We start from the raw sequence: 15,941 nt of genomic DNA, 5'->3' as shown, positions 1-15,941 counted from the left end.
ATTGTCAACACACCATACTGTTAGTTGCAGAGTTTCAATTGTGGCCGCTGACAACTGAAGAGTTCGGAGCTGCTCCCTACCAGCTCCTTAATTGCTAAATGTCGATTTTCTCTGACAACGAGAGTGCATCTTCAAGGTCTATACCTAGATATCAGACAGAACTGTCCATCTTTGTGTGGCCAAGAAGAAGCTGCACAGCACGAAGGTTACCTGTCTTCTTGTAGATTTGCGCGACCTTAGTTCTGCGCATTGAGTGTGTACCATAAGAGCTTGGTTCTAGCCCGATTGATAAACCCCACTCTTTCACCAATCGGCCGTATTGTCGTGTCGAAATATGCGGCCTGTCATGAAACCGACTTAGCCATAGGTACTCTGACCCGATCATTTCTGGACTGTCTATCCATTTTGACAAGGCTGATCTGGTTCCCACCATGAGTTCAAACTGAACAGGTTTGCCGGTCTTAATCTGAATTATTGAAGTGCGCTCTTTCACTCGCCCTGCAGTAAAGACATCGACAACCTTATGACGTACGAGGTCACACCCTCTGAGTTTGCTATCGATTGCTGTGTTGAATAAAGCTAACTCACGTACTTTGCCTGCAAGCTCGAGGCGAACACGAATGGCCCAGACGTGTTTTGGTAGCAAAGGGCGCTTTTGCCCGACAATCCTGCCACGATCCCAGGCTGGTTTTACCGGTTAGATCATAGGAAGGTTTGATATGGTCATGACAGCTCCTCCATACCACCCTCAACCACCACATCTAGCTAATCTTACAGCGGGTAGAAGACAGTATTGAGGTTTAGCTTGGTAAGGGCAACGAACTACTGGTCTGCTTGCCAAGCATTACGCAAAGGACCAGCATTGTGCGGTATAGTTTTCGGAAAAGTTCCTTGATGAGTGATGTCGCTTTGATAACGGGTCATTTGAAGACATTGGAGCATTTCCATCAGGGATTGAAGTAGCCCCAACCTAAGGCGTTTACGGCAGCCTTCATGCATATCCCACCAAGGGTAACCTGTGCTCAAGACAAACAACATGCTCTTGATGAAGCGTAAGTTTTGTGTACCGGACTGCACCTTCGCAACGCTCACTGGGTTCCAACTTTTCTATGACCATTCTTCGTCGCACAAATCGCTACGCATACACCAAACTCCCCGTCACTACGGGGAGTTTGAAGTACGCTGTGCTTTGCAAGGGAAGAGCTTAGTCAGCGGGGTCCAGATCCGGCAAACCAATTTTGTAGTATAGCTTATTGTTGTCATCGCCACCTTCCGAATGCCTGTGCACTTCTATAAGGTGGCCATTATTATCCATGGTTACAGCAAGATTAGAGCCATGGTCGTATTTCTTACTTTCACTCCAGTCTATCTTTTTTTTCTCAAATTGTACTTTTCCAGTACGGTAGTATAGGTCAACGCTGCTACCGCGACCTCGATGAACCTCCACACAATTACCACTATTGTCCATCGCTACTGAGTGATCTGAGCCTGAATCGTATTGGATACTATCACCCCAACTTATGGTCTTTTTGCTGAAGTCTATTCTGCCAACGCGGTAGTAAAGTTTATCGTCGTTACCAGAAGCCGGGTTACCTCTGTGTGTCTCTACGCAATTACCATGATCATCCATTGCGATGGCAATGTCAGCGCCCGTGTCATACTTGTCGCTATCTCCCCAATGTATTGTCTTTGCAGTGGAGTTAACGATCCCAACCATGTAGTAGAGATTGTCTTTGTCGTCGCCGCTACCGGTGTGTAGCTCAACACAGTTACCATGATTATCCATGGCGACTGCGACCTTGGTCCCGGTGGTGTAATTTTGATTATTGCCCCAATTGACTGTCCTGGCACCTATATCCGCAAGTCCAACGGCATAATATAGCTTATTGCCACTCCCACTTTCCCTATGTACGCAGATACAGTGGTCTTTATTGTCCATAGATACGGCAAAGTCGGAGCTGCTAGTAAAATATATACCGTTTCCAAAGTCGATACGATTGCCGGAGAAATGCGCCCTTCCTACGCGGTAGTAAAGTTTGTTGCTATTTCCGCCAGAGCCACGGTTCATTTCCAAACAGCCTGAGTTGTAATCTGTAGCGATCGCCACAGAGGAGCCTGTAGTGTAATAAATGCTAGGCCACCAAACAGCATCGATAGCGGTTTCCGCTTTCCAAGTCGCAACTGAAAACACTCCAGGGAAGAAAGGCGGATATGGGAAAGCACTTCTGGATGTTGCAAAAATCTCAATACTGGTGGGTGATGTAATCTGAAGACCCTTTCCCCATCTGAAATTGGCACCCAGGTCAGACGGTGACATCATATCCACACCCGGCATATAGTTCGCTTTGAAACCAGCTAAGCTGATAGCACCTGACATCTCGTCGTATCTTGCTTCCGTGTCGGCTGGCGAGGAGGGGCCAGTTTCCAATAGTATTGGAGCACGAACTTGCGTTACAGTTGCGCTATGATCTCCTTCGATCTGGAGCCGATATAAACCAAAACTTCTATCGGTGCCGTGCATCGTGAAAATAAAGAGCTGGCCATCTTCCTGTGTCGCGAGAGCGAAGCCACCCTCTGGACTAAATGTGTCAGGAAGATCTTTTTTTGAAATCAACTGAATGAGATCAAACTGGTCGGGTTGTGTACTAATTTCAGCTGTTTTAGATCGATAGACGCTTAACCCCGGGCTATCCCCTGCAATGACAATGTACTTCCCTTTTTCTTCCCCTACTGACTTTTCTTTCGTCATCCCTGCGCCATTTACCCCGCTATCTTCTCTCGGGATCGTGGTCAGAAGTTTCATCGGTTTGTTTTTTGCCGTAGGGCGCACATCGTAGATTTGTACTTCTGAGCAGGTGTTATGTTTGTCACTTTTCTCCAGAGCAAGTGCCATATAGCTACCGCAGACTTGAACACCTCCTGGATGACCCCATGCGGATCATGTTCGGTATTATAAGTTGCTTTAATTGTTGAGCTACCGCCATATTTTTTTGGGATTTTATCTCCGATCATATATGTACCTTGCTGATGGGGAAGCAGTACGTTTGTGTGCGTGAAGATTAACTTTGATCCAAAAGCACCAACTCCTTTAAAATGTGAGTAGATCGAAGTGTGGATGGTCAAGTAGTAGCCAGTCCCGCCGGAGTTTGCATTGACACTATCAAAAGTAGCAGCTGCATTTACCAACTGTGGGTTCTCAGGAATAATTTCCGTCGCATCACCACTTTCAATCACAAATCTGGCGTCGTTGGTTTTTCCATTTGTGCTGCGTGCATCCACCGTCCAATAGTGCCCCTCGGAGCCTTTGGTTGGGAAAATTCTCTGCACCGGGAGTAACTGAGAAGTCATCGTTTCGTATATCTGATCGCTTGTGCCAACATCGATTTTGTTCATGTTCCCAATCGGATTGGCGAATGCGAAATAGATGCTGATGGGGTTTTCAGGCGACGCAGATTTATATTTGACCCAGCCAGCGCACCCTGCGACAGATCTGTCCGCCTCATCACACTCGACGATTACTTGGCCGCCATCAGCAGATATTTCTTTTGGCCACTCGTTATCATCTGTGAGTTGACCATATTCTAAGTGAGCTTGCTCAAAGGTGAAAACGGATGGGCTGTTATTGGTGATTTCTAAGCGAATGCGATGGTCTTTTTGCATAGGCTCTCTCCCTAAAGTTAATACGCTACCATCGAAATAATGTCGTTAATTGGCTAAAGGCCATGACACGTTACTATTATCGGTTACGACAACAGCTACCGTCCTCGTGGCGCTGGTTGGCGGGAGTGTATTTTTGCTGGGGGGCAGCACAACCAAAGATTGTTTTGTCGCCTATAGGTTTTTGCTATAGGTCGGTGTTTCTGCTGTGGGTTCATCGCCTTCCAGATTGATCAAGGAGACTAAAAACTCTAGGCTCTGTTGACAAAGCCCTTCCTGTGCAAAGCATAGGACTCTGCGCAAAGGTCAAACCGGTGCTTTCAACTTCTCAAAGGATACTCTGGGTGAAGCGGCCTCATTCAGCAGGCCTTTGGAATTTGCCCCAGTGCTCGATCTGAAGCCATGACTATGCTCGAAAACCATCTTCAGAATGATAAAATCTATTAAGATAGCCCTGAAAGGCCATCCTTAGCGTAGTATTCTATCCCTAATCCCTCGATACGTGCCAAGTGATACCCAAGGACATTCAAAGAGAACATCCAGTAGTTGATGTTCAAGATTGAAGGTATGAAAGTGACCTGTAGTTGAACACTGGCCAAAGTTTGAACGAGCTTTAAGCCGTGTGAATGGCAGCTATTGGTCACAAGCGACTTGCTATACCAGCGAGGCTCTGTGTTCTGACCAACATCAGCAATGAGCGTATTAATACCGAGTAGAGAACTTCCTTTCCCACAAACCAGTCGCCTCCCCCCTGACGCTGCCTCAACCTTTGATGGAAATACACGAACGTCTGGTTAGTGGTACATCGCAAACATAGCATTCAGTCCATCTCTTGAGCCGCTCTCTATTTCCCAATACTCAGTACTCCATCTAACCAGTAAGTTAGAAGATTCACTTTCGTTTCACTTGACCCATTTGCATAAAGTGACACTTACAGCCGTACATATACGGCGTCCGAAGTTGCCAAGATCGTTGGGATGAATATCGAGACGTTGCGGGTCTGGAGGCGGCGGAAGCAATTGGTGCTTGAGGGCGAGCGTCAAGGCTGGACCCGATATACCTTTAATGATCTGATGGCCGTTGCCACCTACCACAACATGGTTCGCTCTCACTGCACAAATACGATTGCAGAGCTGATTGCCGGGACTGTCTCACAGCAGCTCGCCAACAAATGGTCTGGCATTCTAGGCACAGAAAGTAGCGTCTTCTGCCTTTGCAACAATGCAATGGATGAGGAAAATATTCAGATAGAGATGCATCTCGGACTGGAAGAGCTTCTGGAGGCGATCACTCAGATTATGCGAAGCTCAAAACGTCAGCCTGCCTATCATATTGTCGATTGTGGTGCTTTGTTTTTGAAAGTGCTGGTGTCTTGCACAAAGGTTCGTGAGGAAAGCGAGTAATCGCTTTGGCTCATTAAGTCACAGGCCCATGCTATCGGCATCAAAACATCTATAGCCTGAAGATCAATAGGGGATCGATATGGCGAGAGCGCAGTTGAACTTGAGTATCCAGCCGTATCGCATGCTGAAGAGAGCTCTACGGCTTCCTATTGCGGACTAAGTGCAACCAGCTTCCTGGCCAATTGCCCGGTTCCCGCTGTTCTTCTTCCCGGAGCGCAAGGTCTGGGATGTCAAGGATCTGGATCGCTGGATTGAAAGCTTAAAGGAAGACGGTCGTCCATCTGATGATGATCTCCTCGATCAACTTGGAGCCTGATATGACGACGATCCGGGTCAAAGGCTTCAAGATCTTCAAAGACCAGCATGGCAAGCTGCGGTGTTATCATCGCAAGACTGGAGAGGCGATCAATCTAGAAAAAGCGCCAATTGGCAGTGCTGCCTTTCTGGCGGAATGCGAGCGACTGACAAGCTTGAATTCAGTGGCTGATATCAGCAGGCCGGGCACGCTCGGCAATCTGATTGACAAGTATCGCGCCAGCTCCACCTTTCTTGAGTTGGCTGAGCGCACCAAGTCGGACTACCAGAAGGTCTTTGATTATCTGGCGCCAATCACCCCCCCCTCACCCGCTTTACCTCACCCTTCATAGTCAAACTCAGAGATAGAGCAGAGGAACAACGTAAGCGGCGCTTTGCCAACTATGTGAAGCAGGTGCTTTCTGTACTGTTTTCATGGGGCAAAGAGCGCGGGTTCATCAAAGAAAACCCTGCTCTTGGGGTTAAGTCCATTCGCAAACCCAAGAACGCTCCCATCGCCAACAGGCCCTGGACGGATGACGAGCGCAGGATCGTTTTAAAACACGCCCCGGCTCAAATGATCCCTGCCCACTCGGCTCCAACACTTTGTGCAAATTCCAGAGGGCAACCATGGACTATTTCGGGGTTCAGAGCATCGTGGAGAAAGCTGCGCATCCAATTAGAGGATAAAAACCTGATTAAGCCGGGCCTCACTCTTTATGGTCTGCGGCATACGGTGGCGACCATTTTCGGGAGATTGGGCTGAACGACAGAGACCTTGCCGCTGCGCTGGCACATGAGACAGAAGCCATGGCACGGCTTTATGCAAAAGGCGCTGATTTACGCAAAAGCATGTCGGATATCGCTGTCCGATTTGAGAAGGAAATCACGCTGCGCGGGGAAGAGTTCAGCAAGCAGTTGGAGCAAAAGTGTCAAACCATGCCGAAAAAGTGTCAAATCTTGAAAAATCTGAGCGAATGCTCGGTTTATTATCCAATAATTTCAAGGAGATAAGTGGTGCCCGGAGGCGGATTCGAACCACCGACACGCGGATTTTCAATCCGCTGCTCTACCAACTGAGCTATCCGGGCCTGTCGCGTTGGGCAGTGTGCCCCGCTGAGGTGAGGGTCTTATAGGGTGGGAAAGTTTGTCTGTCCAGCACCTCAAAGAGTTTTCCCAAAGGCTTTTAGGGGGTTAAATCTTTTTTTTCGCTGAAGACCTTGCAAGCAAGAATTCACCCTACAAAAAAGGGCGCTGGTGGAGCGCCCTTTTCATTCCGATATCTATGGATTTTAAACGGTGACCCAACCAGACTGTTCGTGGGATTTGGCCATGGACTGAACCAGGCCTTCAATGAAGATGCCGCGTTCGAAGTCGATTAAATGGCTTTCCTGTCCTTGCAGGCTCTTCAGGATCTCATTGACTTCGATGATTTTCAGGTCGTTGAAGCCAAGGCCGTGGCCCGGAGCCGGGATAAAGCGGTCGTATGGTTCGTGAGCCGGACCGGCCAGAATGGTGGTGTAGCCCTGCCCTGCGACGTCGCCTTCCGCCTTGTAGACGTGCATTTCGTTCATGCGTTCCTGATCATAAACGATGGAGCTTTGGAGCCGAAGATCTGTACGGCGATGCGGCCTTTACGGCCCCATGCGGAACGGTTGAGCTGCAATGTGCCGTTGCCGCCATTTTCCAGCTCAAACAGCACGGTGGCAGCATCGTAAGTTTCTACGGTCTTGTCGTTGCCGGATGCGTCCTTACGGGTCGCGTATGGCTTTGTCATGTGGCACATGACTTTGGCAATGCGCAGGTCCAGTGCCATGAGCAGGGACATGGTGTGCACGCCGAAGTCGTCCAGCGCACCGAAGCCGGAAGCTGCACCGCTCTTGATGCCCCATTCATCATCCGGGTTGGCCATGAAGTCTTCGTCCATCTCAAGACGGATCTGAAGCACGTCGCCAATCTCACCTGCGTTGAGCAGGTCGCGGATGCGGCGCATCATCGGGTTCTGGATGTAGTTGTAGCCGAGGAAGGTTTTCTTGCCGGACTTGCGGGATGCTTCGAGCATCTTCTGGGCATCTTCAAAGGAAGGTGCCATTGGCTTTTCGCAGTAAACGTGTTTGCCAGCTTCGAGTGCTGCAATCGCCATTTCCGGGTGGAACTCGTTCGGCGTGGTAATCGAGATGATATGAATATCAGGATCAGCCAGCATATCGCGCCAGTTGCCCGTTGACTTGGCAAAGCCGAAGTCTTTTGCGCGCGCAGCTGCCAGCTCTTCATTCACCTCAGCAAGCGTTACCAGTTCTGGCTTAAGCTCACCACCAAACACACCGGATACGGCATTCCATGCCAGAGCATGACATTTGCCCATATATCCGGTTCCAATCAGACCTACGCCGATTTTTTCCATCTCAGTAATCCTGAAAGTGCTCCCAGAGCGAAGCGGGTTCTTGTTCTTAATTGGTTCCAACAGAACGCACTTTGAAACGGAGCATTGCTAGAAAGAAGGAGCGGCACGATCGGGTAATGCCGCTCCTCAATGTGTCATTGAACAACCTGTATGTTGCGTATGCCTGGACCGGGAACTGAGTTCAGCTCCCGGAAATACACATCATACGGTGCCGCCCAATGATGCCTCCAGACTGGCAAGCTCCTGCCCGCCAGCCATCAAGTCTTGTAGTTCCTCAGCGGTGATCTCACCCTTCTTTGCAGTGCCGAGGGTTTTGCCCCGGTTCAGCACTGTGAAGCGATCACCCACTGCCATGGCGTGGCGAACGTTGTGAGAAATGAACACGACGCCAACACCTTTCTTGCGGACCTTATCCATAGTCGAGAGCACGTTTGAAGTCTGGCGTACGCCCAGAGCTGAAGTCGGCTCGTCAAGAATAAGGACCTTCGCGCCGAAGTACACGGCGCGCGCGATTGCGACTGTCTGGCGCTCACCGCCGGACAGCGTGCCCACGGCCTGATCCGGTTCGCGCAGGTTGATGCCCATCTTGGACATCTCTTCCATGGTCACTTCGTTAGCGTACTTGTGATCGAAGTAAGAGATTGGTCCGAACTTTTTGACCGGCTCGCGGCCAAGCCAGAAGTTGCGAGTGATGGACATGAGCGGGATCATGGCCAGATCCTGGTGCACCGTTGCGATGCCAGAATTCATTGCATCACGCGGGCTTTCAAAGACCTGCTTCTGACCATCAACGAAGATCTCGCCCTTACTTGGCTTGTGCACGCCGGACATGGTTTTGATGAAGGTGGATTTACCTGCACCGTTGTCACCAAGCAGACAATGCACTTCGCCGGGCATGACAGAGAAGGAAACACCAGCCAAAGCAATTACGGAACCGAAGTGCTTTTCGATGTTCTTCATCTCTACGATAGGTGAAGTCATGATCAGCGCTCCCCTGTGACGCGCTTGCGGATCATGTTGTTAAACAACACCGCAATCAGCAGCATGGAACCGAGGAAGACCAGATACCAGTCCTGATCGATATTGGTGTAGCTGAGGCCGATCAGCACCATACCGAAGATGATGGAGCCGAAGAACGCACCAATCGCTGACCCGTAACCACCAGTGAGCAGACAGCCGCCAATCACCGCTGCGATGATGGCCTCAAACTCCTTCTGGAAGCCACGACGGGCATCGGTGGAGCCTGCATCCATCACGGTGAGGATTGCGACAAGCGCTGCACAGCATGCGGTGAACATGAACAGGTACATCTTGACCTTGCGCACTGGCACACCAGAATTGCTTGCTGCATTGCTGTCGCCGCCAGCTGCAAAGATCCAGCTGCCATAGCGGGAGCGCAGAAGCACCCAGGTAGCCACAAGAGCGAGCAGCAGGAACCAGATGATATCAACTGGAATGCCATCAACCTTTGGCTTGCCGGACTTGAAGGTATCGATCCAGCCAGATTCTGCCAACCAATAGAAGAGAGGTGTGAACGCTTCGCCGCTGAAGAACTCAGCCAACCACGAGCCTTCAAACTCCTGACGGATGCCACGGAGTTGGGTGGAGCCACCGGTTGCGGCCTTGAGGCCAACCAGAGACAGGCCACGCAGGATGAAGAGGAACGCCAGCGTTACAATGAAGGACGGCAGACCTGTGCGGATAACGATCTGCCCGTTGAGGGCACCCATCGCAGCTGCCGCCATGAAGGTGACAATAATCGCTGCAAACAACGGCAGGTCAAACGTGACCATTGCCGCGCCGAAGATCAGCCCTGTGAACGCAACCATGGAGCCAACGGAGAGGTCAAACTCGCCGCCGATCATGAGAAGTGCTGCTCCGATTGCCAGAATGCCGAGCTGGGCAGCAGGCGTCATGAAGTTCATGATCCCCGCAAGGGTGAACATCTTGGAGTCAGCAGTGAAAAGAAAGAAGATTGTTACGAGAGCAAGGCCAGCAATAGCGCCGAGTTCCGGACGCTTCATGAGCCGGGAGATGAGCGAGATTTTTTTTACTCTTTCGTCCGCGCTCTCAACAGCAAGATCGGACATTTTATTTCCCTCAGTTTGCATGGATGAGAGGGATGCGGACACCCCTCCCATAGCAAAGCTCCTTAGCGGATGCCTTGAGCGGACAGCTCTACAACCTGGCCTGCTTTGTCAGCAGTGATCAGGTTTGGACCGGATGGAACGTTGCCACCTGGAATAAGTCCGTACTCTGCATTGAGAGCGAGGAAGATAACTGGCAGGTAGCCCTGCAGGAACTGCTGCTGGTCAATTGCAAATGCCGCTTTGCCGTCAACAACTGCCTGCAGGAAGCCTGCGGACATGTCGAAGGTTGCTACATTGACTTCACCAGTGCGTCCTACAGCTTCAACCGCTGCTACTGCTGGCTCACCTACGAGAGAAGCACCAAGACCCATGATGGTGTCGATGTCTTCGTTGGATTCCAGGGTCGCCTTGATCTTAGCTTCTACTTCTGCCGGATCGTTGTTGGTTGGAACAACGGTCACGTTGCCACCGAAGCCAGCTGCAAAGCCTTCACAACGCAGGTCGAGGGAAACGTTGCCCACTTCCTGGTTGACGCAGATGCCGACCTTGCCGCCCATGTCAGCAAGCTTCTTACCTGCTGCTTTACCGGCGTCAAACTCGTCCTGACCTACGTGAAGCAGGGTGCCGAAGCTTGCGGACACGTCGCTACCGGAGTTCATGGAGATGACAGGGATGCCAGCTTCCACAGCTTTGGTGATGGATGGACCAAGCGCGTCGCCATCTGGAATGGACACAACAATTCCGTCCGGCTCCTGAACGATGGCTGCATCGATAAGCTGGCTCATGGCCACCATGTCAAAAGTTTCTGGAGCACGGTAAGAAACGTTAGCGCCGCTGTCTTTTGCTGCTTTGTCTACACCGTTTTTAACAACAGACCAGAATGGGTCGTTTGCCTGGCCGTGGCTCACAACAATAATGTCAGCAGCCATTACAGCAGGTGCAGTCATGATCGCAGCAGCAGCTACGAACGCGCGTAAAGTCTTTTTCATATAAACCTCCCAAGATTGGCGCATGCCAATTTTAAGTCAGGGTTTCCCCTAGAAGTCCGGTGTGTATCTCGTCCATAAACACCAGAGTTCGAATGCGTCTCCGCATATATTGTAGTGCTCAGCCGTCCCACGGGCGAAAGCACCCATCCCCTTTTATATCAACGCAAGCCTGTTTGCGGCAAATCCGTGCCGGATCTGCAAGATACAAGGTAGATGGACAGAGCGCGTGTTACCGGCCCTACAATCGTAGAATTCATCCAAATTTTTCCAATTCGGAAAATTCATTCCAAATTTATAGAACGTACATTGCGGTTTTTCAAGTTTTGGAATAGATTTTTTTCATGACACAGAATTTAGATGCAATTAGCCCAGACATTCCCTCGGATTACGAGAGCCTGAAGGCTAGAATAAGTACTCTTTCGGAGAGCATGCCGAAGAGACTTTTGCAGTGCGCTCGGTACGCATTGGCAAATCCGGACAGAATCGCTCTTGGCACAACAGCGGAGATTGCCAGCGCTGCAGGCGTGCAGCCGTCTACTCTTGTACGCTTTGCGCAGACGCTGGGGTTTGATGGTTTCTCGCAGATGCAGCAGATCTTCCAGGGGCAACTGGTTGGCCGCAGCTCTGAGTATACAGAGCGCCTGACCAAGATCCGCGAGAGCGGAACAAACACCCCTGGCAGCATTCTGGGCAACTTCGTGGAACGTTCCAAGCAGTCGCTGGATGATCTGCTGCGGCAGGTGGATACGGTGGCGCTGGAACGCACCATTGAAGCGCTGTCAGCTGCAGAAAACATACACTTATTGGGACTTAGACGTGCATACCCAGTGGTTAGCTACCTGCACTATACATTGGGTAAAATGGGCGTCAGAACCAATCTTTTGGAATACACGGGAGGTATTCTGGAAGAGCGTGTTCAGTTCATCAATGAGAACGATGCATTGTTTGTGGCGACCTTCAGCCCCTACTCTCCAGAGGTGGTTGAATTTGCCAGCAAGGCCTTTGGTCGCGGCGTGGCGGTGGTGTCTTTGACGGACAGTGTTCTGTCTCCAATCGCCCGCGTTTCTTCAACCGTTCTGGAGGTTAATGAGGCAGAGCACGGCGCTTTCCGTTCACTCTCCACAACCATGTGCCTTGCAACTTCTATCGCTGTTGCAGTTGGCGATGCGCGAAAGTGGACCTCCCTCTCCTAGAGTATCTCTAAGGAATCAAAGGGAAGCCCACACAGCACCGAAAATGGAAGAGAGCTTCTCCAAATTTTGGAATGAAGCTCATTCTATTTTGAACATACATTCCACTTGTGATTATTTTTGGAATATGTAATCTTTCAGGAAATGCTAGTACCTGATTGGGAGAATCCGTTGAAATCACTTGATGTCATCACAATCGGCCGGTCATCGGTCGACCTGTATGGAACGCAGGTTGGCAGCCGACTTGAAGACATATCTTCGTTTAATAAGTATGTCGGCGGCTCACCAACCAATATGTCAGTCGGAACAGCTCGTCTCGGGCTGAAGTCTGCCCTGATCTCCCGCGTAGGGGATGAGCACATGGGCCGCTTCATTCGCGAGCAGCTGGTTAAAGAAGGCGTTTGTGTCGATGGTCTTGTCACCGACAAAGAGCGTCTGACCGCACTTGTTATTCTTGGTATTCGTGACAAAGAACAGTTTCCGCTGATCTTCTATCGCGAGAACTGTGCCGACATGGCGCTGTGCGAAGATGACATTGATCCTGAGTTTATTGCCCAAGCAGGCTGTGTGACCGTCACAGGTACGCACCTTTCGCATCCACGCACCGAAGCTGCTGTTCTTAAAGCGCTGCGTCTTGCGAAAGAGAACGGCGCGCGCACTGCTCTGGACATCGATTACCGTCCGAACCTCTGGGGTCTTGCTGGTCACGGTGACGGTGAAGAGCGTTTCATTGCTTCCGAGAAGGTGACTGCTGAGCTGCAAAAGCACCTGCACCTGTTTGATCTGATTGTAGGTACGGAAGAAGAGTTCCATATCGCAGGCGGTTCTACCGATACTCTTGAAGCACTGAACGCGGTGCGCAAGGTCAGCAAGGCTGCTCTTGTTTGCAAGCGTGGCCCAATGGGCGCTGTGGTGTTTGAAGATGAGATTGGCGCGAGCTTGATGACGGCAAGTCCGGTCCGGGCTTCCCAATTGAAGTGTTCAACGTGCTTGGCGCGGGTGATGGTTTCATGTCTGGCTTGCTGCGCGGCTGGCTGAAAGACGAGACCTGGGAGACCACCCTCACCTATGCAAATGCATGTGGTGCGTTTGCTGTATCCCGTCACGGCTGTGCGCCGGCTTACCCAAGCTGGGAAGAGCTGCAGTGGTTCCTTGAGAACGGTTCCACCGAGCACGCTCTGCGCAAAGACAAGAAACTGGAGCAGATCCACTGGGCGACCAACCGCAAGGGCGACTGGTCCAACATGAAAGTGTTTGCCTTCGACCACCGCTCTCAGCTGGAAGACATGGCTGCCAAAGTTGGCGCTTCTGAAGACAAGATCCCTGAGTTCAAAGAGCTTTGCCTCAAAGCTGCTCAGCAGGTTCGTGCTGGTGGTGACGACTACGGCATTCTGTGTGATGGCCGTCTTGGTGAGGAAGCGCTGTTCAAAGCAACGGGTTCTGGTCTGTGGATTGGCCGCCCTGTTGAACTGCCAGGTTCCCGTCCGCTGGAGCTGGAGATTGGTCCTGACCTTGGCAGCCAGCTGGCAGAATGGCCGGTTGAGCATGTGGTTAAGGTGCTTTGCTTCTACCACCCAGATGACAGCGCTGAGATGAAAGCGCGTCAGGAAGAGACGATCCTTCGCCTTGCACATGCGTGCCGCGAAAATAATCTGGAGTTTTTGCTGGAAGTCATCCCGTCCAAGGTTGGACCGGTTGATGATGACACCACCGCGACCATCATTCAGCGCTTCTACGATCTGGGTGTTTACCCTGACTGGTGGAAGCTGGAGCCATTGAAGACCGACGCAGGCTGGCAGAAAGCTTGTGATGCGATCAAAAAGAATGATCCTTGGTGCCGCGGTATTGTTGTTCTTGGCCTTGATGCACCGGCTGAAGAGCTCGCAGCGAGCTTTGAGGTTGCAGGCAAGTATGACCTTGTGAAAGGTTTTGCTGTAGGCCGTACCATTTTTGCTGAAGCTGCTGAGAAGTGGCTTGGCGGAAACATTTCTGACGAAGAAGCCATTGCGAACATGGCTGCGAAATTTGAAGGTCTCGGTTCTGTCTGGGAGCAGGCCCGAGCGGATAAGAAAGAAGTTGCATGAGTACGATCAGATTAACAGCGCACAGGCTCTGGTTCGCTATCTAGCAGCCCAGAAAACGCCTGAGGGAGACAGCTTTATTGCTGGCGTCTGGGCTATTTTTGGTCACGGTAACGTGGCAGGTCTTGGTGAAGCGCTTTATCACGCTCAAGACACGCTGCCGACTTATCGCGGTCACAACGAGCAAGGCATGGCCCACGCGGCGATCTCCTATGCCAAAGCGTCCAACCGTCGCCGTGCGATGGCTGTGACCACTTCCATTGGTCCAGGTGCGACCAACATGGTGACTGCTGCGGCTCTGGCTCACGTGAACCGTCTGCCGGTCCTGCTGCTTCCAGGTGATGTGTTTGCAAACCGTGCGCCAGATCCTGTGCTTCAGCAGATCGAAGACTTCCAGGATGGCACCGTCAGTGCAAACGACACCTTCCGCCCAGTCAGCCGTTACTATGACCGCATTCAGCGTCCTGAACAGCTGTTGACTGCACTGCCACGCGCGATGGCGGTTATGACTGATCCGGTTGAGTGTGGTCCAGTGACTCTGGCCATGTGTCAGGACGTGCAGGCAGAAGCGTTTGACTGGCCGCTGAGCTTCTTTGAAGAGCGCACCCTGCACTTCCGCCGCCCTGCACCAGATGCGCTGGAGCTGGAAACTGCGGTTGCTGCTATCCGCGCTGCGAAGAAGCCAATGATCATTGCTGGTGGTGGTGTGCATTACTCTCTGGCAACGGATGATCTGAAGAGCTTTGCTGAGACACACAACGTACCGGTTGCTGAAACGCAGGCTGGTAAGTCCGCTCTGCCATGGGATCATGAGCTGAATCTGGGCAGTATTGGTGTGACCGGTTCTGCTGCTGCAAATGCGATTGCAGAAGATGCTGATCTGATCATCGCTGTGGGCACCCGCCTACAGGACTTCACCACAGGCTCTTGGGCGCTGTTTAAGAACCCGGATCGCCGGATCTTGCAGCTGAACGCAGCGTCTTATGACAGTGGCAAGCACAACGCGCTTCCGCTGGTGTGTGATGCGCGTGTTGGCTTGCAGGCTCTCAGCCAGAATCTGGGCAACTGGAAAGCTGAAACCGATGGTGCGTCTCACCGTGCGACATGGCTCGCCGCTGTTGAGAGCGCAACTGCAGCACCTGATGGTGGCAATGAGCTGCCAACTGATGCGCAGGTGATCGGCGCTGTTCAGCGTGCGTCCAACGCAGACACCACTGTTGTGTGCGCTGCTGGCGGTCTGCCGGGCGAACTGCACAAGCTTTGGAAGACCGACAAGCCGGGTGGTTACCATCTGGAATACGGCTTCTCCTGCATGGGCTACGAGATTGCCGGTGGTCTTGGCGTTAAGATGGCCAAGCCTGAGAATGAAGTGGTCGTCATGGTTGGCGACGGCAGCTACATGATGATGAACTCCGAGTTGGCGACCTCCGTCATGCTGGGTCATAAGATCATTGTGGTTCTGCTGGACAACCGCGGTTACGGCTGCATCAACCGTTTGCAGATGGCAACCGGTGGTGACAACTTCAACAACCTTCTGGATGACGCATACCACGTTGAGCCATCCAATATTGATTTTGCTGCACATGCGGGTGCAATGGGGGCAACCTCTGAGCACGTTAAGAGCATTGAAGAGCTCGGCGAAGCTCTTGAGCGCGCAAAAGCCAGCACCAAGTCCTACTGCATTGTGATCGACACCGATCCGCTGCCAACCATGCCGGAAGGTGGTCATTGGTGGGATGTGGCTGTGCCGGAAGTATCAAAAAGAAAAGAAGTAAATGAAGCTCGCAAGGGCTACGAAAGCGCGCTGACCAATCAGCGTTTGGGGGACTAAGG

General features: G+C 51.6%; 10 protein-coding genes, 1 tRNA gene and 5 pseudogenes. 8 read left to right on the top strand and 8 right to left on the bottom strand.

The genetic code is table 11. From position 1 onward, the window contains the following. Positions 1-151: 151 nt before the first annotated feature. The 3 genes from JCM12308_RS06225 to JCM12308_RS06215 all read right to left on the bottom strand — a co-directional run bounded on the left by JCM12308_RS06225 (position 152) and on the right by JCM12308_RS06215 (position 3,660). Positions 152-667, bottom strand: a complete 516-nt coding sequence (locus tag JCM12308_RS06225) for a tyrosine-type recombinase/integrase (RefSeq protein WP_244271844.1) — start codon at positions 665-667, stop codon at positions 152-154. A 537-nt stretch (positions 668-1,204) separates the two neighbouring features. Further along, entirely contained in the window at positions 1,205-2,803 is a 1,599-nt protein-coding gene (locus tag JCM12308_RS06220; RefSeq protein WP_054783165.1) for a hypothetical protein, read from the bottom strand. After that, positions 2,800-3,660, bottom strand: coding sequence for a hypothetical protein (locus JCM12308_RS06215; RefSeq protein ID WP_054783164.1), 861 nt, complete (start codon positions 3,658-3,660; stop codon positions 2,800-2,802). The genes JCM12308_RS06220 and JCM12308_RS06215 overlap by 4 nt, the downstream gene beginning before the upstream one ends. Before the next feature lie 286 nt (positions 3,661-3,946). Here JCM12308_RS06215 and JCM12308_RS31335 point away from each other — a divergent pair. The 5 genes and pseudogenes from JCM12308_RS31335 to JCM12308_RS28500 form a co-directional block, all read left to right on the top strand. After that, positions 3,947-4,104 (top strand): annotated as a pseudogene (locus tag JCM12308_RS31335) (IS6 family transposase); the annotation flags it as partial. A gap of 509 nt (positions 4,105-4,613) precedes the next feature. Next, positions 4,614-5,060 (top strand): annotated as a pseudogene (locus tag JCM12308_RS06210) (MerR family transcriptional regulator); the annotation flags it as partial. 160 nt (positions 5,061-5,220) lie between these two features. Beyond that, positions 5,221-5,376, top strand: coding sequence for a hypothetical protein (locus JCM12308_RS28215; RefSeq protein WP_164845263.1), 156 nt, complete (start codon positions 5,221-5,223; stop codon positions 5,374-5,376). A 1-nt stretch (position 5,377) separates the two neighbouring features. Further along, complete coding sequence (locus tag JCM12308_RS28505) at positions 5,378-5,707, top strand: hypothetical protein (protein WP_174519178.1); 330 nt, start codon at positions 5,378-5,380, stop codon at positions 5,705-5,707. 457 nt (positions 5,708-6,164) lie between these two features. Continuing rightward, positions 6,165-6,368, top strand: coding sequence for a hypothetical protein (locus tag JCM12308_RS28500; RefSeq protein ID WP_054783160.1), 204 nt, complete (start codon positions 6,165-6,167; stop codon positions 6,366-6,368). Position 6,369: 1 nt separating this feature from the next. On the opposite strand, the gene JCM12308_RS06185 is transcribed toward JCM12308_RS28500, so the two are convergent. From JCM12308_RS06185 to JCM12308_RS06165, 5 genes and pseudogenes are all read right to left on the bottom strand, one after another. After that, a tRNA-Phe gene (locus JCM12308_RS06185) sits at positions 6,370-6,445 on the bottom strand. 201 nt (positions 6,446-6,646) lie between these two features. After that, positions 6,647-7,758 (bottom strand): annotated as a pseudogene (locus JCM12308_RS06180) (Gfo/Idh/MocA family protein). Positions 7,759-7,959: 201 nt separating this feature from the next. Continuing rightward, the gene (locus JCM12308_RS06175) at positions 7,960-8,739 is read right to left on the bottom strand and encodes an ATP-binding cassette domain-containing protein (protein WP_008549691.1); all 780 of its coding nucleotides are present in this window, start codon (positions 8,737-8,739) and stop codon (positions 7,960-7,962) included. Between the two features lie 2 nt (positions 8,740-8,741). Further along, positions 8,742-9,848 (bottom strand): ABC transporter permease, encoded by a 1,107-nt coding sequence (locus JCM12308_RS06170; protein WP_054783159.1) that lies wholly within the window; start codon positions 9,846-9,848, stop codon positions 8,742-8,744. 62 nt (positions 9,849-9,910) lie between these two features. Then, on the bottom strand, positions 9,911-10,837 hold the full coding sequence (locus JCM12308_RS06165; RefSeq protein WP_008549715.1) for a sugar ABC transporter substrate-binding protein: 927 nt from the start codon (positions 10,835-10,837) through the stop codon (positions 9,911-9,913). Between the two features lie 341 nt (positions 10,838-11,178). On the opposite strand from JCM12308_RS06165, the gene JCM12308_RS06160 reads away from it, so the two are divergent. The 3 genes and pseudogenes from JCM12308_RS06160 (at position 11,179) to iolD (ending at position 15,939) form a co-directional block, all read left to right on the top strand. After that, positions 11,179-12,030 (top strand): MurR/RpiR family transcriptional regulator, encoded by an 852-nt coding sequence (locus JCM12308_RS06160; RefSeq protein WP_008549568.1) that lies wholly within the window; start codon positions 11,179-11,181, stop codon positions 12,028-12,030. 141 nt (positions 12,031-12,171) lie between these two features. Beyond that, positions 12,172-14,111, top strand: a pseudogene (locus JCM12308_RS06155) (bifunctional 5-dehydro-2-deoxygluconokinase/5-dehydro-2-deoxyphosphogluconate aldolase). Further along, positions 14,108-15,939: pseudogene (gene iolD, locus JCM12308_RS06150) on the top strand (3D-(3,5/4)-trihydroxycyclohexane-1,2-dione acylhydrolase (decyclizing)). The pseudogenes JCM12308_RS06155 and iolD overlap by 4 nt, the downstream one beginning before the upstream one ends. Positions 15,940-15,941 lie beyond the last annotated feature (2 nt).

The sequence above is a fragment of the Pseudovibrio denitrificans JCM 12308 genome, assembly GCF_001310815.1.
GTDB classification, from domain to species: Bacteria; Pseudomonadota; Alphaproteobacteria; order Rhizobiales; family Stappiaceae; genus Pseudovibrio; species Pseudovibrio denitrificans.
Note: the sequence above shows the minus strand (reverse complement) of the source record. Positions and strands in the feature narration are given on the sequence as shown.